Origin of the sequence: Nocardioides terrae (genome assembly GCF_900112345.1) — a bacterium.
Lineage (GTDB): Bacteria > Actinomycetota > Actinomycetes > Propionibacteriales > Nocardioidaceae > Nocardioides > Nocardioides terrae.
In genome coordinates, this window is record NZ_FOLB01000004.1 from 205,290 (window position 1) to 231,104 (window position 25,815).

The following is a 25,815-nucleotide window of genomic DNA, read 5'->3' on the forward strand; positions in this document are numbered from 1 at the left end:
CCGGCCACCAGGTGAGCCGATCTCCCCGGCTCTGTAACCCGCGTCACACAGATGGTAGAGATGCCCCATGGAGTCGTACGCCGCCGGAGAGACCGACACCCCGCTCCTCGAGGAGACCATCGGGTCCAACTTCGAGCGGACCGCCGCGGCGTACGCCGACCGGGAGGCGCTCGTCGAGGTCGGCTCCGGCCGTCGCTGGACCTGGAAGCAGCTCGACGACTCGGTCAACTGGCTGGCCCGCGGCCTGCTGGCCGCCGGGATCCGCAAGGGCGACCGGGTCGGCATCTGGGCGCCGAACTGCGCCGAGTGGACGATCGTGCAGTACGCCACCGCCAAGATCGGAGCCATCCTGGTCAACGTCAACCCGGCCTACCGCACCCACGAGTTCGCCTACGTCGCCAACCAGAGCGGCATGCGGCTGCTGATGGCGGCGAGCAGCTTCAAGTCGAGCGACTACCGGGCGATGATCCGCGAGACGGCCGACCAGTGCCCGACCCTCGAGCGGGTGGTCTACATCGACACCGACGGCTGGCGGGCGCTCAACGACGAGGGCCGGGAGCTGCCGCCGCGGGCCGTACCCGAGCGGATGTCGACGCTCGACCCGTTCGACCCGATCAACATCCAGTACACGTCGGGGACGACCGGCTTCCCCAAGGGCGCCACGCTCAGCCACCGCAACATCCTCAACAACGGCTACTTCGTCACCGAGATGATCGGGCTCACCGAGGAGGACCGGCTCTGCATCCCGGTGCCCTTCTACCACTGCTTCGGCATGGTGATGGCCAACCTCGGCTGCACGACCCACGGTGCCACGATGGTCATCCCGGGTCCGGGCTTCGACCCCGCCGGCACGCTGCAGGCGGTGCAGGACGAGCGCTGCACGGCGGTCTACGGCGTCCCGACGATGTTCATCGCCGAGCAGAACCTGCCCAACTTCTCGTCCTACGACCTCTCCTCGCTGCGCACCGGGATCATGGCCGGCGCGATCTGCCCGGTGGAGGTGATGAAGCACTGCGTCGACGACATGCACATGGGGGAGGTCTCGATCGCCTACGGCATGACCGAGACCGCACCCGTCTCGTGCCAGACCCGCGTCGACGACGACCTCGAGCGCCGCACCTCGACCATCGGGCGGGCCGCCCCGCATGTCGAGATCAAGATCATCGACCCGACGACCGGGAGGACGGTGCCGCGCGGCGAGCCGGGCGAGTTCTGCACCCGCGGCTACTCGGTGATGCTCGGCTACTGGGACGACCCCGAGAAGACCGCCGAAGCGATCGACGACGACGGCTGGATGCACACCGGTGACCTCGCCGTCATGCGCGAGGACGGCTACTGCAACATCGTCGGCCGGATCAAGGACATGGTGATCCGCGGCGGCGAGAACGTCTACCCGCGCGAGGTCGAGGAGTTCCTCTACACCCATCCCGACGTGGAGGACGTCCAGGTGGTCGGCGTACCGGATGAGAAGTACGGCGAGGAGCTGTGCGCCTGGGTGCGGATGAAGGCCGGCGCGCAGCCGCTCGACGCCGACGCGGTCAGGGCGTTCGCCGAGGGCAGGCTGGCCCACTACAAGGTCCCGCGCTACGTGCTGGTCGTCGACGACTTCCCGATGACGGTGACCGGCAAGGTGCGCAAGGTCGAGATGCGGGAACGGTCCGCGGAGCTGTTGGGGCTCAGCGTCACGTCGTGACCTGCACCGACCCGGTCCGGACCAGGTCGGGTGACGCGGAACGTCCCGCCCCGTCGTACGACGGAGCGGGACGTTCCTTCTCAGGCGGTGATCACCGCACGCGCGGGGGCGTGATCGCGATCTGGGCCGAGGTGTTGTCCTTGGCCGCCTTCTTCACCGTGACGACCGTGCCGTAGCCGACGTGGTCGTCCTTCGGGTTGCCGCTGCCGAGCGGGACGCCGAGGCCGATGTCCTCGCCGAACAGGTCGGGCAGCAGCGTGCCGTTCTCGTCGGTGATCCGCACCGAGTAGGGCGCGTTGCCCACCGACGGCACCACCGCCGAGGCGTCCTGGTCGGCGAAGAACAGCGAGTCGTCCGCCGCGTGGTACTCGATGCCCGGGTACCAGCCCTGGTCGTCGGTGAACGACGCCACGGGCGCCTGCGCCGGGAACGAGGTGCAGAACTCCTTGGTCGGGTCGGCCCCCGTGATGCACTCCTTGAACGGGTACGTCGGGTGGAGGCCGAAGGCGATGTTGGAGGACTGCGGCCGCGACGGCAGGTTCTTCAGCGTCGTCGTGTCCGGTGTGGCCGAGGCGTTCCGTCGCAGCGGCCGGTTGTGGGCGTCCATGAGGAGCAGGCCGCCCTTCGGGCCGGTGCTGGGCAGGGCCGTGACGTTGGTCGTGACCAGGTTGGCGTCGCCGTAGGTCGTGTCCCGGTACCAGACCAGCATGCCGGGCGCGTTGTAGCGGAGCTTCTCGACCTTCCACGCCTCGTTGTCCGGCGGGCCGTAGGTGGTGTCGTAGGCGTAGTTCAGACCCTTGTCGAAGCCGTCGAGGTTGCGCCACTCGACCAGGTAGTACTGCGCCTGGACCGAGGTGCCTGAGTCGACGTGCCAGCCGGCGCCGGTGGTGTCGACGAACGTCGTCGTCTCCTGCGTCCAGCTCGGGTCGGTGGTCTCGACGTCGTCGCTCCACACAGTGGTGCCGCCGCTGGTGAGCGAGAAGTCGTCGGAGAACCAGCCGCGCTCCTGGAACGCCTCGTCGGTCGCGTAGCGCAGCCGCACCTGGACGGTCTGCCCGGCCCACGGCGACAGGTCGACGTTGAGGTGCTTCCATCCGTCCGTCGTACCGGTCAGCCCGTACTTCTTGTCACCGAAGTCGGTCATCCGGCCGTTGGGGTCGGCATAGTCGTCGGGCGTGGTGAGCACGGTGCCCGCGTCGTCGGTGACCTTCTGCTCGGTCCATGTCGTGCCGCCGTCGGTCGAGACCTCGACGAAGCCGAAGTCCCAGTCCTTCTCGATGACGTAGTCGGCCCAGAAGGAGAACGTCGCATCCGTCGGTACGTCGACCGTGCGGGTCAGCCGGGCGTCCGCCCAGGACTGGTCGGCGCCGGAGTACCACATCCCGCTGCCGCTGTGCGGCGTCGCGAGCGTGATCGTCTTGTCCGGCAGGTCGATCTTGACGCCGTCCTCGGTGCCCTTGAGCGGGCGCGAGGACTGGCCGACCTTGACCGTGCGCGGCTTGTCGCCCGGCTTCATCTCGACCGGGTCGGCCCAGCCGAGGACCCACTTGTCCCACAGGCCCATGTGCGTCGGCATCGACTGGAAGATCGGGCCGGAGTGGGAGCCGGAGTTCATCAGGTCCCAGAAGTCGATGTCGGACTCGCCTGCGCCGCTGGTGTCGTAGAGGTCCGGCAGACCGAGGTCGTGGCCGTACTCGTGGGCGAAGACACCGACGCCGGCGTTCTCCGGCTGGACGATGTAGTTGGACAGGTAGAGGTCGTGACCCGGGACCTTCGCGCCACCCGGGACCGACGAGGAGTGCGCCCAGATCGCGTAGGTGCCTTGGGCACCGCCGCCGCCGGACTTGTCCTCGCCTGCGTGGACGAGCACGACGTGGTCGATGACGCCGTCGGGTTCGTTGACGTTGCCGTCACCGTCGCGGTCGGACTGGTCCTCGACGTCGTAGTCCTCCCACGGGAAGTCGGGCTCGGCCGCAGCGAGCGCCGCGACGGCATCGACCGGGAGGCGGCTCGCGCCGTCGGGGTTGTCGGGGTGACCGTTCATGGTCTGGTAGGCGCCGGCGACCCAGTTGCCGTTCTCGTCCTGGTAGCAGCGCTGGGCGCCGTACCAGGCCTCGGAGTGGGGGACCGTGACCCACGGCGTGGCCGCGCCGCTGACCGTGTAGGCCTTGTGCGACATCTCCTCGTACATCTTCTTCATCGTGTAGCCGGAGATGTCGAAGCCGGGCTTGCCGTCGGGGCCCGTGAGGTCGGTCCGCACCCGCTCGGTGATGCCCTTGTCGGTGTAGAGCATGTCGTTGAAGTGCTTGCTGGAGAAGTCCGGCACCCACATCGTGTTGTTGTCCTTGAGCCCCAGCGTCGCGGGGTCCGGGATGCTGTTGTGCAGCGGCCCGTTCTGGACGTTGCCGAGCTTGCAGGTGCTCGAGCCCCAGTAGGTCGGGACGTACTGGTCGGAGAAGTCGTCGTCGGCCTGGTCGTTGAACTGGACCAGGATCGTCAGCAGCTTGGCCTGCTGGGTGGTCTTGGCCTGCTTGTAGCGCGAGGCCCGGATCTCCTTGGGGCTCTTGCCGGTCCTCAGCGACTGGGCCTCGATCTTGGCCAGGCCGCGCGCCGCCGCGGGGTTGCCCGACGCGAGCTTGCGGTCCAGCGCCTTCGACTTGGCCACGACCTTCGGGTCGGGCGCCTGCAGCGCCGCCCCGCCCTTGGCGTGGTGCACGATCGTCCTGCCGTCCCTGGTCACCTCCACGTCGGAGCTGAGGTCGGGCTGGACGGCGGGCTCGGCGTAGTTCACGTAGTAGTCCGAGCTGGTGAAGGCGGGCGCCGCCGGCGTCGACGCGGCTGTGCCCGTCGCTTGGCCCGTCGCTGTGCCCGTCGTGGTGAACCCGGCGAGTGCCAGCGCGAGGACCGATGAGGTCCCCAACGCCACCCGCCGTGCGCGTGATCTGCTGTTCATGCACACACTCCCGAAATGATTGCCGCCCGCAGGACGCGGAACGGCGCAGATTCGTCGGCCGAGAAGGCCGACTGCCGGGCATTCTGTGTGTTCGCTGTGGGTGAAGGGAAGGGTCTGCGCCGGGTTTTCTCTACGATCGGTCCGTGCCAGTGCTGAGCTCCGAACGCCGTGCGTGGATCGACGAGGCCGTCCGACGGGTCGAGGCGGACGCCAACCGCAGCGCCGACACCCACCTGCACGTGCTCCCGCTGCCGGGGCCGTCGGACGTGACGCTCTACCTCAAGGACGAGTCGGTGCACCCGACCGGCTCCCTGAAGCACCGGCTGGCCCGCTCGCTCTTCCTCTACGCGCTCTGCAACGGCTGGCTGCACGCCGGATCGACCGTCGTCGAGGCGTCGTCGGGGTCGACGGCGGTCTCGGAGGCCTACTTCGCCCGCCTCATCGGGCTGCCGTTCGTCGCCGTGATGCCGCGCACGACCTCACCGGAGAAGGTCGCGCTGATCGAGTGGTACGGCGGCCGGTGCCACTTCGTCGATGCCGCCGGCCAGGTCTACGACGAGGCACGTCGCCTCGCGGCGGACTGCGACGGCCACTACATGGACCAGTTCACCTACGCCGAGCGGGCGACGGACTGGCGCGGCAACAACAACATCGCCGAGTCGATCTTCGACCAGATGCGGCGGGAGCCGCACCCGATACCGGCCTGGATCGTGGTGTCCGCCGGCACCGGCGGCACCTCGGCCACGATCGGCCGCTACCTGCACTACCTGCGCCACCCGACCCGGCTGCTCGTCGCCGACCCCGAGGGGTCGGCCTTCCTCGACGGATGGGCCTCCGACACGTCCGATGCCACCGGCCCTGGCTCGCGGATCGAGGGCATCGGCCGCCCGCGGATCGAGCCGTCCTTCGTCGGCGGCGTCGTCGACGACATGCTCCGGGTGCCGGACGCCGCCTCGATCGCGACCATGCGCTGGGTCACCGACCGGCTCGGCCGCCCGGTCGGCGGCTCGACCGGCACCAACGTCTGGGCCGCCCTGCAGGTGATGGCGCGGATGCGGGCAGACAATGCGTCAGGCAGCGTCGTCACCCTGTTGTGCGACGCCGGGGACCGCTACTCCACCACCTACTACTCCGACGCGTGGGTGGGCGCCCAGGGGATCGACCTGGATCCCTACCGCCGGGCGCTGGCGGCGTACGACGAGTCGGGCGTGCTGCCGGCGGTCTAGACCGGTCGGCACCCATTTTCGCAGAACCACGCGCGCAGCACCCACCGGTCCCGTTTCATGCAAGGAGGAAGGAGGGTCGTCCACCGGTGGGGGGTGGACGACCTTCTCCCGGATCAGCCCCGGCCGAGGACGACGGTGCCGCCGATCTCGTCGTCGGTGTGCAGGCTCGGCAGCAGTCCGGCGTCCTCCATCAGCGCCGCCGTCGGCTCGGCCTGGCGTCTGCTCGTCTCGACCAGGATCGCGCCGCCGGGCGCGAGCCGGCCGGCAGCGCCCGCGATCGCCCGGCGCTGGACGTCGAGCCCGTCGCGGCCGCCGTCGAGGGCGACGCGGTGCTCGTGGTCGCGGGCCTCGGGCGGCATCAGCGCGATCGCGTCGGTCGGGACGTAGGGAGCGTTCGCGAGGATCAGGTCGAACCGGAGGTCCGGGGGCAGCGGCTCGTAGAGGTCGCCGAGCAGGACCCGCTCGGGCGGCAGGTTGCGGCGCGCGCAGTCGACCGCGGCCGGGTCGACGTCGACCGCCCAGACGTCCACACCGGGTGCGTTCGCGGCGACCGCTGCCCCGATCGCGCCGGTGCCGCAGCCGAGGTCGAGGACGTGCCGATGGACCGGACGAAGTCCGGCCCCGCGCTCGGCCCCGCGCTCGGCCGCGCGCTGGGCGGCGGTCGCCGACGTCACCTCGTCCGGTCCATCGGGACGCAGCCGGGCGACGGCGAGGCGGACCATCAGCTCGGTCCTTCGGCGGGGCACGAACACTCCCGGCGCGCAGGCGACCCGCAGGCCGGCGAAGGACGCCCAGCCCAGGATCGTCTCGAGGGGCTCGCCGGCGAGGCGGCGTGCGACCAGGGGCTCGAGGGAGGCGGGGGAGTCCGCGGCCTCGACGAGCAGGGCGGCCTCCTCCTCGGCGAAGACGCAGCCCGCGGCGCGCAGCCGGGCCACCAGCGAAGGGTCGGGGATCATCGGGAAGGATGCTCCCATGTCCGGCGCCCTGACCCCCATCGCATGGATCGTCGTCGGCTACGCGCTGCTCGTGACCGTCGCCGCCGGCTTGGGCGTCGCCCTCAAGGCGCCGCGGCCGGGCTGGCTGGACCAGCTCGCCTGGATGCTTGAGGTGCTCGCGATCGTCCTCGCCCTCGGTGCGCTGGCGGCGCTGGACGAGGGTCGGCCCGACGAGCTCACCACGCACCTCGGGTACGTCGCCGCGGTGGTCGTGATGATGCCGATCGCGCTCCTCTCCATCCGGGAGGACCGCGGCTCCTGGTCGTCCGGCGTGGTCGCCGTGGCGGCCCTGGCGACGGGCGTCGTCGCGGTACGGATCATGATGACCCGGTGACCGCACCGAATCCACGGCAGGGCCCGCATCTCGTCCTGCTGGCCGTCTACGCGCTCTTCGTGCTCGCCGCCGGCGCCCGCTCGATCGTGCAGATCGCCACCCAGTTCGACGAGGCGCCGTTCGCCTACGTGCTGTCCTTCGTCGCGGCGCTGACCTACGCCGCCGGCTGGTTCGCGATCCGCCGGGCCGCGCACGGGCGACCCGCCTTCGCCCGCGTCATGCTCTGGGTCGAGCTGGCCGGCGTGGTCGTGGTCGGCACGCTCTCCCTGGTCAAGGGGGACTGGTTCCCCGACGCCACGGTCTGGTCCGACTACGGCCGCGGCTACGGCTGGGTCCCGGCGATCCTGCCGATCGCCGGCCTGGTCTGGCTGCACCGTTCGGCCCCGAAGGAGGACGAGGCAGCATGAGCACCCCCACGGCGTACGCCGTCTCCCCGGACTCCGGCGAGCACTGGTCGGCGCCCGGCGCCTTCGAGGTGGCGCCGGGGATCCACCGGATCCCGCTGCCCCTGCCGATGGACGGGCTGAAGGCGGTCAACGTCTACGCGATCGAGACCGAGCAGGGCCTCACCCTGATCGACGGCGGCTGGGCGATCACCGAGGGACGGGAGGCGCTGGGGAAGGGGCTGCGCGAGCTCGGCCGGAGCTTCACCGACATCCGCCGCTTCCTGGTCACCCACGTCCACCGCGACCACTTCTCGCTCGCGGCGGCGATCGGGGCCGAGGTCGGCGCCGACGTGACGCTCGGCCTCGGCGAGAAGGCGACCCTCGACATCATGCTCGGCGCCACGTCCGTCGACGAGGTGCCCATGATCGGCGAGCTGCGCGCGGCCGGCGCCGCCGAGCTGGCCCACCTCTTCGGCCAGGACCCCTCCAGCGACGGCCGTGACGAGCAGTCGATCCGCTACCCCGACAGCTGGCTGGACGGCGACCTCGAGGTCCGCGTCGGGGAACGCACCCTCGACGCCGTCCACACGCCCGGCCACACCCGGGGCCACTACGTCTTCTCCGAGCGGGCCGCCGGGCTGCTCTTCGCGGGCGACCACGTGCTGCCGACGATCACGCCGTCGATCGGCTTCGAGCCGGCCGCGGTCCGGCAGCCGCTGCGCGACTTCATGGAGTCGCTGGCCAAGGTGCGTGCCCTGCCCGACCAGGTGCTGCTGCCGGCCCACGGCCCGGTCGCGCCCTCGGTCCACGCCCGGGTCGATCAGCTCCTCGAGCACCACGAGCACCGGCTCGCGGCCTGCCTGGCGGCCCTGTCCGGCGGTCCGCGGACGGCGTACGCCGTCGCCGGGCAGCTGCCCTGGACCCGCCACGAGCACGCCTTCGACACCCTCGACGCGTTCAACGCGGCCCTGGCCGCGATGGAGACCAAGGCGCACCTCGAGCTGCTCGTCGCCCGCGGCCAGGCGACCCGCAGCGAGGAGGCCGGGGGCGTGGTCTTCGCGGCAGTCGCCGGACGCTAGCCCTTGACGGCGCCGTCGATCCCCTCGCTGCGCAGGAAGAACCGCTGGAAGACCAGGAAGAACGCGATCGGCAGCGCGGTCGAGACGAGCAGCGCCGCGAGGAAGGTGTCCACCGGCGTCACCGGCGCCAGCGCGGGCAGCCGGACCGAGATCGGCTGTTTCGCCGGGTCGGGCAGCACCAGCAGCGGCCAGATGAAGTCCTTCCAGGCCGCGAGCAGGGCGAAGACCGACACCACGCCGAGCACGGGCCGCGACATCGGCAGGACGATCGAGGTGAACAACCGGACCGGGCCCGCGCCGTCGACGCGCGCCGCCTCGATCACCTCGCTCGGCAGGTTGTCGAAGAACCGCTTGACCAGCGCGACGTTGAACGCGCTGGCGCCGGCCGGCAGGAAGGCGCCCCAGTAGGTGTCGACCAGCGAGACGTGCACCAGCGGGACGTCGAGCGCGGTCAGGTAGAGCGGGACGAGCAGCACCACGGTCGGGACGAACATCGTCACCAGCACGGCGCCGTAGAGGAACCGGCCGTACGACGGCCTGAGCACCGACAGCGCGTAGCCACCGGTCGTGGCGACCAGCATCTGCACCGCCCACGACCCCACCGCGATCACGACCGTGTTGACCAGGTAGCGACCCAGGTCGAGGGAGGTCCACGCGTCGCTCACGATCGACCAGTCCGGGCCGCTGGGCCACAGCGACATCGGCCGGCGCAGCGTCTCCTGGGCGGGCGTGACGGCCGACTTGGCCAGCCACAGCAGGGGGCCGAGCGCGACGACGACCAGGAAGGCCAGCAGCAGCACGTTGAGCACCCTCCGCACGGCCCGGACGGCGGGGCGTCGGAGGTCGTCGTCGGAGACGAAGCTGTTGGACTCGGTCATCACTCGCTCCAGGATCGGGTCAGCCGGAAGTAGAGCCAGGACAGCAGCGCCAGCGCGACGGCCAGCATCAGGCTGAGCGCCGTCGCGTCGCCGTAGTCACCGCCGCCGGTGGTGCTCCCGAACGCGTAGTTGTAGATCAGCAGCAGCACCGTCAGCGAGGCGTTGTCGGGCCCGCCGTCGGTGAAGAGGTAGGGCTCGAGGAAGACCTGCGCGGTGCCGATGATCTGCAGGATCAAGGTGACCAGCATGATCCCGCGCAGGTGCGGCAGGGTGATGTGCCACAGCTTGCGCAGGACGCCCGCGCCGTCGACCTGCGCGGCGTCGTAGAGCTCCCGCGGCACCGACGTGAGCGCCGCGAGGTAGATGATCACCGTGCCGCCCGCCGCCGCCCAGGTCGCCTGGATGACGAGCGCGGGCAGCACCCAGTGCGGCGAGACCAGCCAGGGGACGGGCCCGATCCCGAACCAGCCCAGCGCGGTGTTGAAGACGCCGGTGTCGGTGGCGTCGTAGAAGAACTGCCACAGCAGCACGGCGACGGCAGGGGGCACGACGACCGGGAGGTAGGCCAGCGCGGCGTACAGGCCCCGCAGCCGGCGCAGGTCGCTCATCACGACGGCCAGCAGCAGGGGGACCGGATAGCCGAAGACGAAGGCGAGGCCTGCGAAGACGGCGGTGTTGCGGATCGCCGTCGGCAGCAGCGGGTCGGTGAGCACCCGGTGGAAGTTGTCCAGACCGACCCAGTGGGCCGGCTCGACGAGGTTGGTCTGCTGGAAGGCCATCACCACGGTGCGCGCGATCGGCCACCAGGAGAAGAGCCCGAAGACCAGCAGCATCGGCAGCAGGAACAGCAGTGTCGCCGGCCCGCTCCCGCGGACCCACCTCATCGCGCGCACCATCGCGCTTCCCCTCGTCGTCGTCGGTCGTACGTCGCCGGCCGGGTGTCGAGACACCCGGCCGGCGTGTGGTCACCCGGGCCGTCAGCCCTGGTTCAGCCCTGGTCGAGCAGCTGCTGCGCCTTGTCATTGGCTGCCTGGAGCAGGGCCGGGATGTCGGCGTTCTTGTCGGTCAGCACCTTCTGCACGACCGAGTCCATGGCGCCGTACACGCCCTGGGTCTGGGCCGGCGGCTCGGCGATGAGCTTCACCGCGAACATCGCGTCGGTGTAGGGCTTCATCTGGTCCAGCGGGACGTTGACGTAGTCCTTGATCCAGCCCTGGTAGGTCGTGTACGACGCCTCGTCGAAGATCGAGAAGGTCGGTGTTCCGACCGGCTGGTCGGAGTCGGCGGTGGCCTTCGCGTCCGCGACCGCGGCGTCCTGGTCGCTGTACTTGGCGACCCGGAAGAAGTCGGCCCACTGCACGGCGGCTGCGGCCTCCGCCTTCGAGGCCTTGGCGCTGACCACGTTGACCGAGCCACCGCCCAGAGCGCCGGCGTCGGCGGAGTCGGAGACCGGGATCCCGGCCAGCCCGTAGATCTTCGGGTCGATCTTGTCCGTCGTCACCATCGCGTTGTAGACGTCGGACCCGGAGACGAACATCGCGATCTTGCCGCTCGCGAACGCCTGGTGGACGCTCGCCCAGTCGTAGGAGTTGTTCGAGGAGATGGAGCCGTCGGTCCACCGCATGTCGTGCAGCAGCTGGAGCGCCTGCTCGCTGGCCGGGTTGTCGAGCGTCGCGGTCTTGCCGTCCTCGCTCTCCATCCGGCCGCCCATGGCGTAGGTCAGGGTGGAGAGGATCCAGCCGCCGGTGTTCGACTTGGTCATCTCGCCGTAGCCGGCGACGCCGGTCTTGTCGGTGATCGCCTTGGCGTCGGCGCGGAGCTCGTCCCAGGTCGTCGGCGGCTTGTCGGGGTCGAGCCCGGCTTGGGTGAACAGCTCGCGGTTGTAGTGCAGGGCGTTGGCGTAGACGTCGCTGGGCAGGCCGTAGACCTTGCCGTCCGCGCCGGTCGCGGCGGCCAGCACGTTGGGGTTGAGCTGGCCGAAGTAGGACAGCTTGCGGACCTCGGCGTCCACGTCGGCGACCTGGTGGCGCTCGACGAGCCCCTTGGTGTCGGTGAACGGCACCCGGAAGGAGATCGGCAGCGTGCCGCCGGCGAGCTGGGCCGAGAACGTCTGCGCGTTCCACTGCCACTCCTTGGGCACGATCGTGATCGACGGGTGCAGCTTGTGGAAGGCGGCCGCCTGCTTCTTGGCGTAGTCGATGGTCGCCTTCTGGTCGCCGGGGCGCCAGCCCTCGACGGTGATCGTGACGCCCTTGCCCTTCGACTCCGAGTCGGACGAGCCGCCACCGCAGGCGGCGAGGGCCGCTGCCATGGCCACCGCGGTGCCGGTCAGCGCGAGGGTGCGCAGTCGTGATCTCCTCATGATGGTCTTCTCTCCTGGTGGTGGGGTGGTGGTCCGACTCACGCCGGAAGGCGCAGCCAGGCGGTGGCGTCGCGGGGGAGCCTCCCGTCGACCAGCGGTGCGCTGGCGAGCCAGAGGTGCTCGTGGACCGGCAGCGCGACGGGCGCGGCGCTGACGTTGGTGACGTTGAGGAAGCTGGCGCCGCGCCGGAAGGCGAGCACGCCGGCGGTCGGGTCGGCCCAGGCGAAGGTGCCGTCCCCGAGGTCGGGGTGGGTGCGCCGGATCAGCAGCGCCATCCGGTAGAGCGAGAGCATCGACCCGGGATCGGCGGACTGGGCCTCCGCGGTGAGGCCGGCCCAGCCGTCGGGCTGGGGGAGCCACGTCGCGGTGCCGTCCGGGCTGAAGCCGTACGGCGCCCGATCGCCCGACCACGGCAGCGGCACCCGGCAGCCGTCGCGCCCGGGGTCGACGCCGCCGCTGCGGAAGTGCATCGGGTCCTGGATGCTCTCCGGTGGGACCTCGACCTCGTCCAGGCCGAGCTCCTCGCCCTGGAACAGGTAGTAGGCGCCGGGCAGCGCCATCGCGAGCATGGCCGCAGCGCGGGCCCGGCGTACGCCGAGCGCGCGGTCGGTCGGGACGCCGTACCGCTTCCGGTCGAACGCGAAGCCGGTGTCCTCGCGGCCGTAGCGGGTGACGGGACGGGTGACGTCGTGGTTGGACAGCACCCAGGTGGCGGGCGCGCCGACCTGGCCGTGCAGTGACAGCGTCGTGTCGATCGAACGGCGCAGCACCTCGGCGTCCCAGGGTGCGGTGAGGAAGTCGAAGTTGAAGGCCGAGTGCATGACGTCGGAGCGCAGGTAGCGGACGAACCGGTCCGGGTCCGGCAGCCAGATCTCGCCGATCAGGGCGCGGTCGCCGCCGTACTCCTCGGCGATCCGGCGCCAGCCGCGGTAGATCTCCTGCAGGTCGTCGCGGTCGACGTACGGATGCTCACCGGGCTGCGGGTCGGCCGGTACGTCGGGGAGCTCGGGGTCCTTCGCGAGCAGTGCGGCCGAGTCGATCCGGATGCCGGCCACGCCGCGGTCGAACCAGAACCGGAGGATGTCCTCGTGCTCGCGGCGCACGTCGGGGTGGCTCCAGTTGAGGTCCGGCTGGCCGGCGGCGAAGAGGTGCAGGTACCACTGCTCGGGCCGGCCGTCCGGCCCCGTGAGCCGGGTCCAGGGCGTGCCGCCGAACTCGGACGTCCAGTCGTTGGGCGGCAGCTCCCCGTCGGTGCCGCGTCCGTCGCGGAACCAGAACCGCTCCCGCTCCGGCGAGCCCGGGCCGGCCGCGACGGCGGCCCGGAACCACTCGTGGTGGTCGGAGACGTGGTTGGGGACGACGTCGATGATCGTGCGGATGCCGTACTCGAGCGCGTCCTTGATCAGCGTCTCGGCCTCGCAGAGGTCGCCGAAGAGCGGGAGGATGCCGCGGTAGTCGGCGACGTCGTAGCCGCCGTCGGCCATCGGGGAGGGGTACCACGGCGTGAACCAGATCGCGTCGACGCCGAGGTCGCGCAGGTAGGGCAGCCGCTCGCGGATGCCGGCGAGGTCGCCGGTGCCGTCACCGTTCCCGTCCGCGAAGCTGCGAGGGTAGATCTCGTAGATCGCGGCGTCGCGCCACCAGCTCACGATGCTCCGTTCCGTCAGCGCCCGGGGCGCGTGTGTCGCCCGTCACTCGATCGGGCGACCGGAACGTATGCCGGTCAATCAGTCGGTTGCAAGAACTTGACAGGACGTAATTAATTTCATGACTTTGCAGTGACAGGCCGCGATCTTGCCGGTCCGGTGGAGCGTCGGACGACCAGCTCAGGCTCGAAGAGCAGCTCGTCGACCGGCCCGATGGATGCGTCGACCTGGCTCATCAGGAACTGCACGGCGGCGCGCGCCATCGCCTCGATGGGCTGCCGGACGGTGGTGAGCGGCGGGTCGGAGACGGCCATGAAGGCCGAGTCGTCGTAGCCGATGACCGAGACGTCGTCGGGTGTGGCGAGCCGGGCCCGGCGGACGGCCCTCACCGCGCCCAGCGCGAGCGGGTCGCTGGCGCAGACGATGCCGGTCGCGCCGCGCTCGATGAGGCGCGCTGCCGACGCCTGGCCGCTCTGCAGCGAGTAGAGGCTGCGCACGACGAGCTCCTCGTCGAGCTCGTGGCCGGCCGCGGCGGCGACCTCGCGGGCGGCGGCGAGCTTGCGCTCCGAGGGCACGTGGTCGCGCGGGCCGAGGACGAGCCCGATCCGCTCGTGACCGAGCGAGAGCAGGTGCTCCATCGACTGCTCCATCGCGCTGGCGTCGTCGCACACCACGCGGGGGAAGGGCAGGTCGTCGATGGCCGCGTTGATCAGCACGACCGGCAGCTTGCGGTTGACCAGTCGGTCGTAGTGCCGGTGGTCGGCGTCGGCCTGGCTGTAGTTGCCCCCGGCGAAGACGACGCCGGCGACCTGCTGCTCGAGCAGCAGCTCCACGTAGTCGGACTCCTGGACGCCGCCGGCCGTCTGCGTGCACAGCACGGGGGTGAGGCCGAACTGCGCCAGGTGGGACCCGAGCGCCTCGGCGAAGGCAGGGAAGATGGGGTTCTGCAGCTCGGGGAGCACGAGCCCGACGAGCCGGGCGCGCTCGCCGCGGAGCTTCGTCGGCCGCTCGTAGCCCAGCACGTCAAGGGCGGTCAGGACGCGGGAACGGGTCGACTCCGAGACGCCCGGCTTCCCGTTGAGCACCCGGCTCACCGTCGCCTCGCTCACGCCGGAGCGGGCGGCCACCTCTGCAAGTCGTCGAGTCACGACGCAAGACTATGACAGCCAAACGCAAGAATCTCGCAAGATCCCGGTGCTGGACGGGTCGCCGCACCTCGTCGGGACGCCGATAGACTCGTCAGGTCAGACAGGGGAGCCCACGACGGGCTGAGAGTGCGGACATCGCCGCAGACCCTCCGAACCTGCTCCGGTTAGCACCGGCGAAGGGAGTCACGGTGCGCAAGCGCGCCCTCGCGATCAGCATCATCACCACACTCGCGCTCACGTCCTGCTCGTTGGGCAGCGGGAGTGACGACGGCGCCGCCGGCGGCGGGTCGGACCGGGTCGTCCTGGTCACCCACGACTCGTTCAACCTGCCCAAGGAGCTCAAGACCGAGTTCGAGAAGGACTCCGGGTTCCGGCTCGTGGTCCGGCAGAGCGGCGACGCCGGCGCGCTGACCAACAAGCTCGTCCTCACCAAGGACGACCCGACCGGCGACGTCGCGTTCGGCGTCGACAACACCTTCGCGTCGCGGGCGCTGAAGGCCGGGGTCTTCGCCGACAACACCCCCACCGGCGTGCCCGCCGGCGCCGAGGCGTTCGACCTGCCGGGTGACGGCGGCGCGAGGCTGACCCCCGTCGACGACGGCAACGTCTGTGTCAACGTCGACACCACCTGGTTCGCCGCGCACCACATGACGCCGCCGGCTACCCTCGACGACCTCACCCGGCCGGCGTACAAGGACCTCTTCGTCACCCCCGGCGCGACCACCTCCTCGCCGGGCCTCGCCTTCCTCCTGGCCACGATCGCGAAGTACGGCGACGGGTGGACGGACTACTGGACGAGGCTGCTCGCCAACGGCGCCAAGGTCGTCGACGGCTGGGAGGACGCCTACACCGTCGACTTCACCCAGGGCGGCGGCAACGGCAGCCGTCCGATCGTGCTCTCCTACGACTCCTCGCCGGCGTTCACCGTCGCCGACGGCACGTCCACGACCAAGGCGCTGCTCGACACCTGCTTCACGCAGGTCGAGTACGCCGGGGTACTGGCCGGCGCGAAGAACGAGAAGGGCGCCCGGGCGCTGGTCGACTTCCTGCTCAGCAAGGACGTCCAGGCCGCGCTGCCCGACGCGATGTACGTCTTCCCCGTCGCGCAGGACGCGCCCCTCCCCGCCGACTGGTCGAAGTTCGCCGTCCAGCCGACCAAGCCGTGGACCGTCTCGCCCGAGGACATCGACGCCCATCGCGACGAGTGGCTCCGGACCTGGAGCGACCTGGTCTCCCGGTGACCACCGCCAGGCCCGTCGGGAGACCGCTGGCCCTCCTCGCCCTCGGCGCCCTGCCGCTGGCGGTGATGGCGGTCTTCTTCGTGCTGCCCGTCTCCGGGATGGTCTCGCGCGGCTTCTCCGACGGTGCCGGGCCCGTCCTCGACGTCCTCGGCCGGCCGCGGGTGCACCGCGTCCTGTGGTTCACCGTGTGGTCGGCGGCCGCGGCGACGGCCGTCTCGGTGGCGCTCGGCCTGCCCGCGGCCTTCGCGCTGCACCTGCTGTCCTGGCCGGGGCGGCGGGTGGTCCGCGCCGCGCTGCTCGTCCCGTTCGTCCTACCGACGGTGGTCGTCGGGGTCGCCTTCCGGCAGCTGCTGGGGGAGTCCGGCCCGCTCGGCTTCCTCGGCCTGGACGGGACCGCTGCGGGCATCGTCGCGGGCCTGGCGTTCTTCAACGTCGCGGTGGTGATCCGCACCGTCGGCGCCGCCTGGGAGTCGCTCGACCCGCGGGCCGGCGAGGCGGCGGCCGCGCTCGGCGCCGCGCCGCTCACGGTCTTCCGCACCGTCACCCTGCCGGCCCTGCGGCCGGCGATCGTCAGCTCGGCCACCGTCGTCTTCCTCTTCTGTGCGACCGGCTTCGGGGTGGTGCTCACCATGGGCGGGCTGCGCTACTCGTCGGTGGAGACCGAGATCTACCTGCTGACCACCAACCTCCTCGACCTCCAGGCCGCCGCCGCGCTCTCCATCCTCCAGCTGGTCGTCGTGACGGTCCTGCTGGCTCTGGCCGCCCGGGTCAGAGTCGCGACCGCCGTACGCCGCACCGTGTCGCGTCCGCGCCGGCCGCGCCGAGGCGATGCGCCGGTGCTGGCGGCGACCGGGCTGCTCCTCGCGATGGTGGCGGCCCCGATCGCCACGCTGGTCGTCGGCAGCCTCCGCCACGAGGGGCACTGGACGACCGCGAACTACCGCGCCCTCGGCACCCCCGGGACCGCCCTGCTGGTGCCGGTGACCGACGCGCTGGTGACCAGCCTGCGCACTGCCGTCGATGCCACCTGGATGTCGCTGCTGCTCGGTGGCCTGGTCTCGGTGGTCGTCACCCGGCGCTCGCACGGCCGGGCCGAGCGGCGACTGCGCGCGACGTTCGACGGCCTCTTCATGCTCCCGCTCGGCGTCTCCGCCGTGACCCTCGGCTTCGGGTTCCTCATCACGCTCGGCTCCTTCCGCGACGACCCGCTGCTCGTCCCCATCGCGCAGGCGCTGGTGGCACTTCCGCTCGTCGTCCGCACGCTCGCGCCCGTCCTCGGCGGCGTCGACGACCGGCTCCGCCAGGCGGCCGCCTCCCTGGGCGCCGGACCGCTGCGCCAGTTCCTCACCGTCGACCTCCCGGTCGTCTGGAAGCCGCTCCTGGCGGCGGCCGGCTTCGCGTTCGCGGTCTCGCTCGGTGAGTTCGGCGCCACCAGCTTCCTCGCCCGCGACGAGCACCCGACCCTGCCGGTGGTGATCTTCCGGCTCATCGGCCACCCTGGCGCGATGAACTACGGCATGGCGCTCGCGGCCTCCGTCGTCCTCGCCGCCGCCACGACCGTCGTGATGCTGCTCGTCGAGCGGCTCCGCGTCCCCTCGATCGGCAGCTTCTGATGCTCTCCCTCTCCCACGTCTCCGTCTCCTACGACGGGCACGAGGCCGTCCGCGACGTGACGCTCGACCTCGCCGACGGCCACGTCCTCGCGGTCCTCGGGCCGTCCGGATCGGGGAAGTCCACGCTGCTCCGGGCGATCGCCGGCCTGGAGCCGGCCCGCGGCACGATCACGTGGGACGGGCGGTCGCTGGCCGGCGTACCCACCCACAAGCGCGGGTTCGCGCTGATGTTCCAGGACGGCCAGCTCTTCGAGCACCTCTCGGTCGGGCGCAACGTGGGCTACTCGCTCCGGCTGCGCCGGGCGCCCGGGCGTGCGGCGCGGGTCGCCGAGCTGCTCGACCTGGTCGGCCTGGCCGGGTACGCCGACCGGATGCCCGCCACCTTGTCCGGCGGTGAGCGGCAGCGGGTCGCGCTGGCCCGCGCGCTGGCCGTCGAGCCGCGCCTCCTGTTGCTCGACGAGCCGCTCTCCGCGCTCGACGCCGGGCTGCGCGAGCGGCTCGCGGGCGACCTGCGCCGCATCCTGCAGGCGGCCGGCACCACCGCCCTGCTCGTGACCCACGACCAGGAGGAGGCCTTCGCCGTGGCCGACCGGCTCGCCGTGATGCGCGACGGGCGGCTGGTCCAGGAGGGGGATGCGGCGCAGGTCTGGGCCGCCCCGGTCGACGCCGACACCGCGCTCTTCCTCGGCTACGCGCACGTCCTCGAGGGTGCGGCCGCACGCAGGCTGCTCGACGGGACGACCCTGGACCAGCGGGACGAGCCGCGGGTCGCCGTACGCCGGTCCGCGCTCGTCCTCGACGACGCCGGCCCGATCCGGGCCACCGTCGCGTGGGCCCGGGCGACCCCCGACGTGGTGCGACTCGTGGTCGTCGCCGACGGCATCGGGGAGCTCGACGCGGTCGCTCCGCTCGACCGCCATCCCGGTCCCGGCGAGCCCGTCCGACTGCGCCTGGATGCCACCAGGCTCGCCGTGATGCCGGGGCAATAGACTGCGCCTATGTATCGCCGCGCCCAGATCGCCCTGGTGGCCAACGCGGTGCTCATCGGGGTCGCCGCGATCGTCGTCTCGATGGTCGCCGACAAGCCCCTCATCGACCCCGACGGCAGCTTCCTCGGGCCGACCTGGATGCGCCTCCCGCTGCTGCTGATGGCGGCGCTCGCCTTCGACCTCGTGCCGCGGACGCTGTGGGACTCGAGGTTCAAGCCGACGCTGTGGCGGTCGATCGCGCTGAGGCGGCTGCGCACCCACTGGAACCAGGAGCGGCTGATGCTCGTCGCCCTGGGCGTCATCGGGTTCTACATCGTCTACGTGAGCTACCGGAACCTGAAGTCCGCGCTGCCGGCCCTCACCGACGCGCAGTTCGACCACGAGCTGCACCTCATCGACAAGGCGCTGTTCTTCGGCCACGAGCCGGGGGTGGTGCTCCAGGCGGCGATCGGCACGCACGTCGCGGCGTGGTTCCTCTCCTATGTCTATCTGTGGTTCCTGCCGCTGGTGCCGATCGCGGTCACCTGCTGGCTGGTCTGGTCGCGCAACCTCAGCTTCGGCTACTGGTTCGTCTGCGCCCAGGCGATCGCCTGGACGCTCGGCACGGTCTCCTACTACGCGCTGCCGACCGTCGGGCCGGGCATCCAGTACCCGCACGTCTACCAGCCGCTGACCCACACACCGACGTCCGACCTGATGAACGCGCTGGTCAACGCGCGCTACAACGCGCTGTGGGACACCCAGGCCCGGGCGGCCCAGACGGTGGCCGGCTTCGCGTCGCTCCACGTCGCGATCACCCTGCTGACCGCGCTCATGGTGCAGTACACCGTCGGCATCAAGTGGCTGCGGATCCTCTTCTGGGTCAACTTCTGCTGCACCGCGGTCGCGACCCTCTACTTCGGCTGGCACTACGTCTCCGACGACGTCGCCGGCGTGATGATCGCGCTGACGGCCTTCTACCTGGGCGGCGTCGCGAGCAAGCAGCAGTTCCGGCGCAGGGGGTTCGCCCGACGGGAAGCACTCGAAGCGGAACCATCGGCCCGAATAACAGCCGTGTAGTTAGTCAAGCCGACACGCCGTCAGATTCTGTTATTTTTGGGATTTCTGTTCCTTCTGTGACTTCTGCGCATTAACGTGGCGCGAGTGTCTCGGCTAGGAACGCTTCTGTCCGCCACGGTGCTCGGCCTCTCCGGCACCGTCGTCCCGGCCTCAGCCGACCCCACGCCACCGGTCGCGCCGCCCTCGGCGCCGAGCCAGCAGGAGGTCCGCGACGCGCAGGAGCGGGCCGCGTCGGCCGCCAACGACGTGGCCGGCATCAGGGCCGCGCTGAGCGCCGCCAACGAGCGGCTGCGGCGCAGCGCGATCGCCGCCGAGCACGCCGAGGAGGCCTACAACGGAGCCCGCTACCGCGCCCAGCAGGCCGCCCGGGCCGCCCGGCGCGCCGTCGAGCGTGCGCACGTCGCAGGCACCGACCTCGAGCAGCAGCGGTCGGCGTACGCCGAGACGCTGCTCGCCGACTCCGAGCTGGCCCCACAGCTGACGGCCATGGCGGCGCTGGCCGACTCCGACGGCATCGACACGCTGCTGCAGCGGGCGTCGACGATCGGCAACGCCCGGACGGCGCTCGACCTGCAGTACCAGCGCTTCCTCGCCGCCTCGGCCCTTGCCAAGGCCGCATCGACGCAGGCTCGGACGGCCGACCGGGACGCGCAGGACGCCAAGGGCGACGCGGCCGACGCGCGGGCCGCCGCCCAGCGCAGCGCCGACGCCGCCGCCGCGGAGGCGGCGAGCATCGCGGCCGAGAAGACCAGGCTGGTGCGCCGGCTGGCCAGGCTTCAGCACGTCAGCGTCGCGACCGCCGGCGCGCGGCAGGCCGCACTCGAGCAGGCGGCGCAGGCCGCCGCCGCTGCAGCGGCCGTCGCACCCGACCCCGCCCCTGTCGCGCCGGATCCGGCGCCCGCCGCGGACCCTGCGCCGAGCTCTGCTCCGGCCACGCACGCTCCTGCTCCCGACCCGGCGCCGGACTCGGCCCCTGAGACCACGCCCGCTCCGGACCCCGCCCCGCAGTCCGACCCGCCCGCGCCGTCGGGGGGTGCCCCGGCCGCGATCGCCTTCGCGAGGGCGCAGCTGGGCGAGCCCTACGTCTGGGGCGCGGCGGGCCCCGACCGCTGGGACTGCTCGGGCCTGACGATGAAGGCGTGGGCGGCCGGCGGCCGGTCCCTGCCGCACTACTCGGTCGCGCAGTACGAGCAGTCGACCCCGATCAAGGCGAGCCAGCTCCAGCCCGGTGACCTGGTGTTCTGGGGCGACAACGCCAGGCCGAGCTCGATCTTCCACGTCGCGCTCTACCTCGGCAACGGCCGCATCCTGCACGCCCCGCGCACCGGCCAGCCGGTCCAGGAGGCGTCGATGTACTACTGGACGCCGCCCACCTTCTACGCCCGCCCCTGATCCCCCCCGCGTCGGCAGAAGCTCGCGCGTTCAGGAGGGGTCGGCTCTGGCTACTGTGGCGCCATGGCGGCGACTGACACCACCCTGACCGAGCCGGCGCCGGAGGGCGCCACCGACGCCGATCTCACCGCGGGCATGCGGGCGCTCCTCGACGGCTCCCACGCCGGCGTGCGACGGCTGGTGGTGGACGGGCTCACGCCCCACGCCTCGATCCTCGAGGACGCCGAGACGATGCCCTACGCCGACTTCCGCGAGCGGGTGCGCGACCTGGTGGTCGAGCTCTCGGAATCGGGGCTGACGGGTCTGGGGTTCCCGGAGGAGTACGGCGGCGGGGGCGACATCGGCGCCAGCGTCGCGGCCTTCGAGGCACTCGCGCACGGCGACCTGTCGGTGCTGGTCAAGGTCGGCGTGCAGTTCGGGCTCTTCGGCGGCGCCATCCTCCAGCTCGGCACGAAGCGGCACTACGACGCCTACCTCGCCGACACGGTCGCCGCCCGCACCATGGGGTGCTTCGCAATGACCGAGCACCGACACGGCTCCAACGTCGCAGCGCTCGAGACGGTCGCCAGCTACGACCCCGCGACGCAGCAGTTCGTCATCACGACCACCCGTGAGGACGCCTACAAGGACTACATCGGCGGCGCCGCGAAGCACGCCGAGCTCGCGGTGGTGTTCGCCCAGCTCGAGGTGCCCGGCGAGGACGGTCCCGAGAGCCACGGCGTGCACGCGTTCGTCGCTCGCATCCGCGAGGGCGGAGAGCCCGTGGCCGGCGTACGCGTCGGGGACGACGGGCCGAAGATGGGCCTCAACGGCGTCGACAACGGCAAGCTGTGGTTCGACGGCCTGCGGGTGCCGCGCGAGGCGCTGCTCAACCGGTTCGCCGACGTCTCGCCCGAGGGCGTCTACTCCAGCGCGATCGAGAGCAAGAGCCGCCGCTTCTTCACGATGCTCGGCACCCTCGTGCAGGGCCGGGTCTCCGTCGGCGGCGCCGCCATCACCGCGTCGAAGGTCGCCCTCGCGATCGCGGTGACGTACGCCGGCCGTCGCCGTCAGTTCGAGGCGACCGACCCTGACACCGAGGAGCGGCTGCTCGACTACGGCCTGCACCAGCGACGACTGCTGCCCCTGCTCGCCCGCACCTACGCGCTCCACTTCGCGCAGGAGGTGCTCCGCGACACCCTGCACGCGGTCTTCTCCGGCGAGGTCGACGACGACGACGTCCGTCGCACGCTCGAGTCGCGTGCAGCCGGGACCAAGGCGCTCGCCACCTGGCACGCCACCCGCACCGTCCAGGAGTGCCGCGAGGCCTGCGGGGGAGCGGGCTACCTCTCCGCCAACCGGTTCGCCGCGCTCAAGGCCGACACCGACGTCTTCACGACCTTCGAGGGCGACAACCACGTCCTGCTGCAGCTGGTCGCCAAGGGGCTGCTCACCGACTACGCCGGCGAGTTCGAGGAGATGAACCAGCTCGACATGGTCCGCTTCGTCGCGGGCCTCGCCGTCGACACGGTCCTGGAGCGCACCGCGGTCCACAAGCTGCTCGAGCGGGTCCGCGACCTGTTGCCCGGCGGCGCCTCGGACGGGGACGAGGCCTTCGGTGATCGAGCAGCGAGCGCCGGCGAGCGTATCGAGATCCGCGACCCCGACTACCACCTGGCCCTGCTGTCCTTCCGCGAGGAGCACATCCTCGGCAGCGTCGCCCGGCGGCTGAAGGCGGGGATCGACCGTGGGGGCGACCCCGGCGCCGTCTTCTCCTCCGTCCAGGACCACGTGATCGCCGCCGCCCGGGCGCACGTCGAGCGGCTCGTGCTCGAGGCGTTCGCGGCCAAGGTCGAGGCCACGCCGGAGGGGCCGGTGCGCAACGCGTTGGTCCTCCTGCGTGACCTGCACGCGCTCTGGGTGATCGAGTCCGACCGGGCCTGGTTCATGGAGCACGGCCGGCTCTCCTCGGCACGGTCAAAGGCGATCACCGCGCACGTCAACGCGCTGTGCCGCGAGACGCGGCCGCTGGCCCAGGAGCTCGTCGACGCCTTCGGCATCCCGCGCGAGCTGCTCCGCGCAGAGGACCTGATCGGACAGGGGCATTGACCCGATGCCGGCTGGTCGGGTGAGCGAGCTCCGCGACCGCTTCCCGACCGGGCCCGAGCATGGTCGGGCGCTGCTCCTGCCGGGCCGCGCGTTCGGCCCGTCGAAGCCGCTGCTCGGTGCGGTCGAGGACGTGCTGCTCGCGCGCGGCTGGGCCGTGCGGCAGGTGCGCTGGGAGGTCCCCGACGGGCTCGACGGGCTTCGGGCCACAGCCTGGGTCACCGAGCAGACGAGGATGGCGGCCACCGGCTGGAGCGACCGGCCGCTGCTCGTGGGGAAGTCCCTCGGCACCCGCGCCGCCTCGTTCGCCCGGAAGGAACGGCTCGACGCGATCTGGCTGACGCCGCTGCTTCGGGACAGGCGGGTCGTGCGCGCGATCCGGCGCAGCCGGGCGCGACAGCTGCTCGTCGGCGGCACCGCCGACGGGCTCGCCTGGGACGGCGCCGTCGCGCGTTCGCTCGGTGCCGAGGTCCTGGAGCTGCCCGACGCCGACCACGGGCTGGCCGTCAGGGGCGATCGGCAGCGCACGTCGGCGTACCGCGACAGGCTTCGCGAGGCCGTCGACGCCTGGCTGGTCTGAGAAGAGCAGAGCGCCGCGGTCCGACCGGACCGCGGCGCTCGATGCAGTGCTGGGCAGAGCTGGGCAGAGCTGGGCAGAGCTGGGAAGGGTCAGTGACCCTCGACCTTGAACCGCTCGAAGGAGGCCTGGATCTCCTCGATCGCGGCGTCGCGGTGGACCCAGTCGGCGCCCTCGACCGACTTGCCCGGCTCGAGGTCCTTGTAGACCTCGAAGAAGTGCTTGATCTCCATGAGCTCGTGCTCGTCGACGTCGTCGATGTCCTGGATGCCCTCGTTGCGGGGGTCGACCGGCACGCAGAGCACCTTGTCGTCGCCGCCCTTCTCGTCGGTCATCCGGAACATGCCGATCGCGCGGCACTGGATCAGGCAGCCGGGGAAGGTCGGGTAGGGCAGCAGCACCAGCGCGTCGAGCGGGTCGCCGTCCTGGCCGAGGGTGTCCTCGATGTAGCCGTAGTCGGCCGGGTAGACGGTCGAGGTGAAGAGGGTGCGGTCCAGGCGGATCCGGCCGGTCTCGTGGTCGACCTCGTACTTGTTGCGCTCCCCCTTGGGGATCTCCACCAGTACGTCGAACTCCAACGTCACGACATGCCTCCGCTTTTCCGGCGACCTGCGATCGGTCGCACCCATCCGTGATTCGCGATCAAGTGTCCACGACAATGTCCCGGTGCGCGATTCGAGGACGGAGATGACAGGTGCCACGTGACCCACGTCACCCCCGGCGCGGACCGCGGCGACTCGCCCGCTGGCTCGCCACTCTGCTGACCCTCGCCCTGCTGGTCGCGGCCGCTGCGACGGCCTACCAGCTCGGCTGGGTGGACGAGTGGCTCGACCCGACCCCGGCCGCGGCGCCGCCCGAGCCGCCGGCCCCCTGGGAGGCCTCCGTGCCGAGCCCGGCCGCCGTCGCACCGGCCGCCGAGGGCCGGAAGCCGGACCCGGCCAAGGTCGCGGCAGCCCTCGCCGGGCCGCTCGGCGACGACGACCTCGGCCGGCACGTGGCCGTCGAGATCGCGCCGCTCGCCGGCGGCGACCCCGTCCTCACGAAGGGCCGCGACGCCGCCGTGCCGGCCTCGGTCACCAAGCTGCTCACGTCGCTGGCAGCCCTCGAGGTGCTCGGACCGGAGACCACCTTCACCACGAAGGTCGTCCAGCCGGCGCCCGGCCGGATCGTGCTCGTCGGCGGCGGCGACCCGCTGCTCGGGTCGAGACCGAGCCCGAGGCGCGACCCCGACTACCCGCCCCGCGCCGACCTGCGCACCCTCGCCGCCGACACCGCCGCAGCCCTCACCCAGGCCGGGGTGGCGGCGGTGCGGCTCGACGTCGACGACTCCCTCTTCGCGGCGCCGACGACCAGCCCGCACTGGCCGGCGAGCTACGTGCCCGACGACGTCGTCTCGCGCATCACCGCCCTGTGGGCCGACCAGGGCAACGACGCCGCGGGCCGCCGGGTCGCCGACCCGTCGCTGGCCGCGGCGGCCCTCTTCGCCGACGACCTGCGGGCGAGGGGGATCGCGGTCCGGCCGACGATCGGGCGCGCGACGGGCGACGGCACCACCGTCGCGACCGCCGAGAGCGCACCGCTGCGCGAGATCGTCCAGCACACCCTGGAGACCAGCGACAACGACGCGGCCGAGGTCATCGCCCACCACGTCGGGGCGAAGCTGAGCGGCGCGGGCACCTTCGACGGCGGCGTCGCCGCCACGCTCGCCACCCTGACCAGGCTCGGCGTCCCCACCACCGGGCTCCAGCTGTACGACGGCAGCGGACTGTCCCGCGACGACCGGATCGCCCCCGCGACGCTGACCGGGGTCCTGCGGGTCGCCGCCCAGAAGCCGGAGCTCGCCGCCGTGCTCACCGGCCTGCCGGTCGCCGGCTTCACCGGCAGCCTGATCGAGCGCTTCGAGGACGCGCCGTCGGCGCCCGGCCTGGGTCTGGCCCGGCTCAAGACCGGGACCCTGACCGGCGTCAACACCTATGCGGGCACCGTCACCGACCTCGACGGCGACGTGATGACCTTCGTGGTGATGGCCGACCAGGTCGAACCCGCCAAGACCCTCGGCGCCCGGCAAGCCCTCGACGACGCCGCGGCGGCGCTGGCCGGATGCCACTGCTCCGCCGGATAGCCGCCCGGCCGCGCCGGCAGCCGGAAGCGTCAGCCAG

The 25,815-nt window shown here is 71.8% G+C and carries 21 protein-coding genes and 1 riboswitch; of the genes, 13 read left to right on the plus strand and 8 right to left on the minus strand.

The genetic code is table 11. The features are described 5' to 3' along the window. Positions 1–67: 67 nt before the first annotated feature. The gene (locus BM236_RS07375) at positions 68–1,693 is read left to right on the plus strand and encodes an AMP-binding protein (protein WP_091121984.1); all 1,626 of its coding nucleotides are present in this window, start codon (positions 68–70) and stop codon (positions 1,691–1,693) included. A 91-nt stretch (positions 1,694–1,784) separates the two neighbouring features. Here the strand turns inward: BM236_RS07375 and BM236_RS07380 are convergent, their stop codons facing one another. Further along, positions 1,785–4,646, minus strand: a complete 2,862-nt coding sequence (locus tag BM236_RS07380; RefSeq protein ID WP_091121987.1) for an immune inhibitor A domain-containing protein — start codon at positions 4,644–4,646, stop codon at positions 1,785–1,787. 143 nt (positions 4,647–4,789) lie between these two features. Here BM236_RS07380 and BM236_RS07385 point away from each other — a divergent pair, with 143 nt between their 5' ends. Next, on the plus strand, positions 4,790–5,872 hold the full coding sequence (locus BM236_RS07385; RefSeq protein WP_091121989.1) for a PLP-dependent cysteine synthase family protein: 1,083 nt from the start codon (positions 4,790–4,792) through the stop codon (positions 5,870–5,872). 113 nt (positions 5,873–5,985) lie between these two features. Here the strand turns inward: BM236_RS07385 and BM236_RS07390 are convergent, their stop codons facing one another. Further along, on the minus strand, positions 5,986–6,828 hold the full coding sequence (locus tag BM236_RS07390; protein WP_245750192.1) for a methyltransferase: 843 nt from the start codon (positions 6,826–6,828) through the stop codon (positions 5,986–5,988). Between the two features lie 16 nt (positions 6,829–6,844). On the opposite strand from BM236_RS07390, the gene BM236_RS07395 reads away from it, so the two are divergent. From BM236_RS07395 to BM236_RS07405, 3 genes are read left to right on the plus strand one after another with little or no spacing between them, the layout of a single operon-like run. Continuing rightward, the gene (locus BM236_RS07395; RefSeq protein WP_091121994.1) at positions 6,845–7,201 is read left to right on the plus strand and encodes a hypothetical protein; all 357 of its coding nucleotides are present in this window, start codon (positions 6,845–6,847) and stop codon (positions 7,199–7,201) included. Further along, positions 7,198–7,608, plus strand: a complete 411-nt coding sequence (locus BM236_RS07400) for a hypothetical protein (protein WP_091121996.1) — start codon at positions 7,198–7,200, stop codon at positions 7,606–7,608. The genes BM236_RS07395 and BM236_RS07400 overlap by 4 nt, the downstream gene beginning before the upstream one ends. Beyond that, positions 7,605–8,666 carry an MBL fold metallo-hydrolase gene (locus BM236_RS07405; RefSeq protein ID WP_091121998.1) on the plus strand — a complete coding sequence of 354 codons (1,062 nt, stop codon included), beginning with the start codon at positions 7,605–7,607 and terminating at the stop codon, positions 8,664–8,666. The genes BM236_RS07400 and BM236_RS07405 overlap by 4 nt, the downstream gene beginning before the upstream one ends. On the opposite strand, the gene BM236_RS07410 is transcribed toward BM236_RS07405, so the two are convergent. The 5 genes from BM236_RS07410 to BM236_RS07430 all read right to left on the minus strand — a co-directional run bounded on the left by BM236_RS07410 (position 8,663) and on the right by BM236_RS07430 (position 14,700). Then, positions 8,663–9,544 carry a carbohydrate ABC transporter permease gene (locus BM236_RS07410; protein WP_091122000.1) on the minus strand — a complete coding sequence of 294 codons (882 nt, stop codon included), beginning with the start codon at positions 9,542–9,544 and terminating at the stop codon, positions 8,663–8,665. The genes BM236_RS07405 and BM236_RS07410 overlap by 4 nt on opposite strands. Next, positions 9,544–10,428, minus strand: a complete 885-nt coding sequence (locus BM236_RS07415) for a carbohydrate ABC transporter permease (RefSeq protein ID WP_091122260.1) — start codon at positions 10,426–10,428, stop codon at positions 9,544–9,546. Before BM236_RS07415 ends, BM236_RS07410 begins: the two co-directional genes overlap by 1 nt. A gap of 104 nt (positions 10,429–10,532) precedes the next feature. Continuing rightward, positions 10,533–11,906: an ABC transporter substrate-binding protein gene (locus BM236_RS07420; protein WP_091122002.1), complete on the minus strand. Its 1,374-nt coding sequence runs from the start codon at positions 11,904–11,906 to the stop codon at positions 10,533–10,535. 38 nt (positions 11,907–11,944) lie between these two features. Further along, the gene (locus BM236_RS07425) at positions 11,945–13,555 is read right to left on the minus strand and encodes a glycoside hydrolase family 13 protein (RefSeq protein WP_245750193.1); all 1,611 of its coding nucleotides are present in this window, start codon (positions 13,553–13,555) and stop codon (positions 11,945–11,947) included. Positions 13,556–13,671: 116 nt separating this feature from the next. Further along, a complete protein-coding gene (locus tag BM236_RS07430) occupies positions 13,672–14,700 on the minus strand; it encodes a LacI family DNA-binding transcriptional regulator (protein ID WP_091122009.1) in 1,029 nt (342 codons plus the stop codon). Positions 14,701–14,792: 92 nt separating this feature from the next. Continuing rightward, positions 14,793–14,899, plus strand: a riboswitch (TPP riboswitch). Between BM236_RS07430 and BM236_RS07435 the strand changes: the two genes are divergently transcribed. From BM236_RS07435 to BM236_RS07465, 7 genes are all read left to right on the plus strand, one after another. Next, positions 14,889–15,941: a thiamine ABC transporter substrate-binding protein gene (locus BM236_RS07435; protein ID WP_091122012.1), complete on the plus strand. Its 1,053-nt coding sequence runs from the start codon at positions 14,889–14,891 to the stop codon at positions 15,939–15,941. It overlaps the preceding riboswitch by 11 nt. After that, positions 15,938–17,554: an ABC transporter permease gene (locus BM236_RS07440; RefSeq protein ID WP_245750194.1), complete on the plus strand. Its 1,617-nt coding sequence runs from the start codon at positions 15,938–15,940 to the stop codon at positions 17,552–17,554. Before BM236_RS07435 ends, BM236_RS07440 begins: the two co-directional genes overlap by 4 nt. Further along, positions 17,554–18,543 carry an ABC transporter ATP-binding protein gene (locus BM236_RS07445; RefSeq protein WP_091122014.1) on the plus strand — a complete coding sequence of 330 codons (990 nt, stop codon included), beginning with the start codon at positions 17,554–17,556 and terminating at the stop codon, positions 18,541–18,543. Before BM236_RS07440 ends, BM236_RS07445 begins: the two co-directional genes overlap by 1 nt. A 9-nt stretch (positions 18,544–18,552) precedes the next feature. Then, a complete protein-coding gene (locus BM236_RS07450) occupies positions 18,553–19,602 on the plus strand; it encodes a phosphatase PAP2 family protein (protein WP_091122017.1) in 1,050 nt (349 codons plus the stop codon). A gap of 84 nt (positions 19,603–19,686) precedes the next feature. Further along, a complete protein-coding gene (locus BM236_RS18920; protein WP_175507592.1) occupies positions 19,687–20,994 on the plus strand; it encodes a C40 family peptidase in 1,308 nt (435 codons plus the stop codon). A 63-nt stretch (positions 20,995–21,057) separates the two neighbouring features. Continuing rightward, on the plus strand, positions 21,058–23,082 hold the full coding sequence (locus tag BM236_RS07460) for an acyl-CoA dehydrogenase family protein (protein WP_091122022.1): 2,025 nt from the start codon (positions 21,058–21,060) through the stop codon (positions 23,080–23,082). 19 nt (positions 23,083–23,101) lie between these two features. Beyond that, a complete protein-coding gene (locus BM236_RS07465; RefSeq protein WP_091122024.1) occupies positions 23,102–23,659 on the plus strand; it encodes a hypothetical protein in 558 nt (185 codons plus the stop codon). Between the two features lie 89 nt (positions 23,660–23,748). Here BM236_RS07465 and BM236_RS07470 read toward each other — a convergent pair whose 3' ends face one another. After that, positions 23,749–24,285 carry an inorganic diphosphatase gene (locus BM236_RS07470; protein WP_217645253.1) on the minus strand — a complete coding sequence of 179 codons (537 nt, stop codon included), beginning with the start codon at positions 24,283–24,285 and terminating at the stop codon, positions 23,749–23,751. A gap of 65 nt (positions 24,286–24,350) precedes the next feature. Between BM236_RS07470 and dacB the strand changes: the two genes are divergently transcribed. After that, positions 24,351–25,778, plus strand: coding sequence for a D-alanyl-D-alanine carboxypeptidase/D-alanyl-D-alanine endopeptidase (gene dacB / locus BM236_RS07475; protein ID WP_091122029.1), 1,428 nt, complete (start codon positions 24,351–24,353; stop codon positions 25,776–25,778). Positions 25,779–25,815 lie beyond the last annotated feature (37 nt).

Excerpts from the sequence above, each read along its gene's own strand:
- BM236_RS07375 (WP_091121984.1), top strand. The coding sequence starts at position 68 with ATGGAGTCGTACGCCGCCGGAGAGACCGACACCCCGCTCCTCGAGGAG.
- BM236_RS07380 (WP_091121987.1), bottom strand. The coding sequence starts at position 4,646 with ATGAACAGCAGATCACGCGCACGGCGGGTGGCGTTGGGGACCTCATCG.
- BM236_RS07390 (WP_245750192.1), bottom strand. The coding sequence starts at position 6,828 with ATGATCCCCGACCCTTCGCTGGTGGCCCGGCTGCGCGCCGCGGGCTGC.
- BM236_RS07395 (WP_091121994.1), top strand. The coding sequence starts at position 6,845 with ATGTCCGGCGCCCTGACCCCCATCGCATGGATCGTCGTCGGCTACGCG.
- BM236_RS07405 (WP_091121998.1), top strand. The coding sequence starts at position 7,605 with ATGAGCACCCCCACGGCGTACGCCGTCTCCCCGGACTCCGGCGAGCAC.
- BM236_RS07410 (WP_091122000.1), bottom strand. The coding sequence starts at position 9,544 with ATGACCGAGTCCAACAGCTTCGTCTCCGACGACGACCTCCGACGCCCC.
- BM236_RS07415 (WP_091122260.1), bottom strand. The coding sequence starts at position 10,428 with ATGAGGTGGGTCCGCGGGAGCGGGCCGGCGACACTGCTGTTCCTGCTG.
- BM236_RS07420 (WP_091122002.1), bottom strand. The coding sequence starts at position 11,906 with ATGAGGAGATCACGACTGCGCACCCTCGCGCTGACCGGCACCGCGGTG.
- BM236_RS07445 (WP_091122014.1), top strand. The coding sequence starts at position 17,554 with ATGCTCTCCCTCTCCCACGTCTCCGTCTCCTACGACGGGCACGAGGCC.
- BM236_RS07450 (WP_091122017.1), top strand. The coding sequence starts at position 18,553 with ATGTATCGCCGCGCCCAGATCGCCCTGGTGGCCAACGCGGTGCTCATC.
- BM236_RS07460 (WP_091122022.1), top strand. The coding sequence starts at position 21,058 with ATGGCGGCGACTGACACCACCCTGACCGAGCCGGCGCCGGAGGGCGCC.
- BM236_RS07470 (WP_217645253.1), bottom strand. The coding sequence starts at position 24,285 with ATGGGTGCGACCGATCGCAGGTCGCCGGAAAAGCGGAGGCATGTCGTG.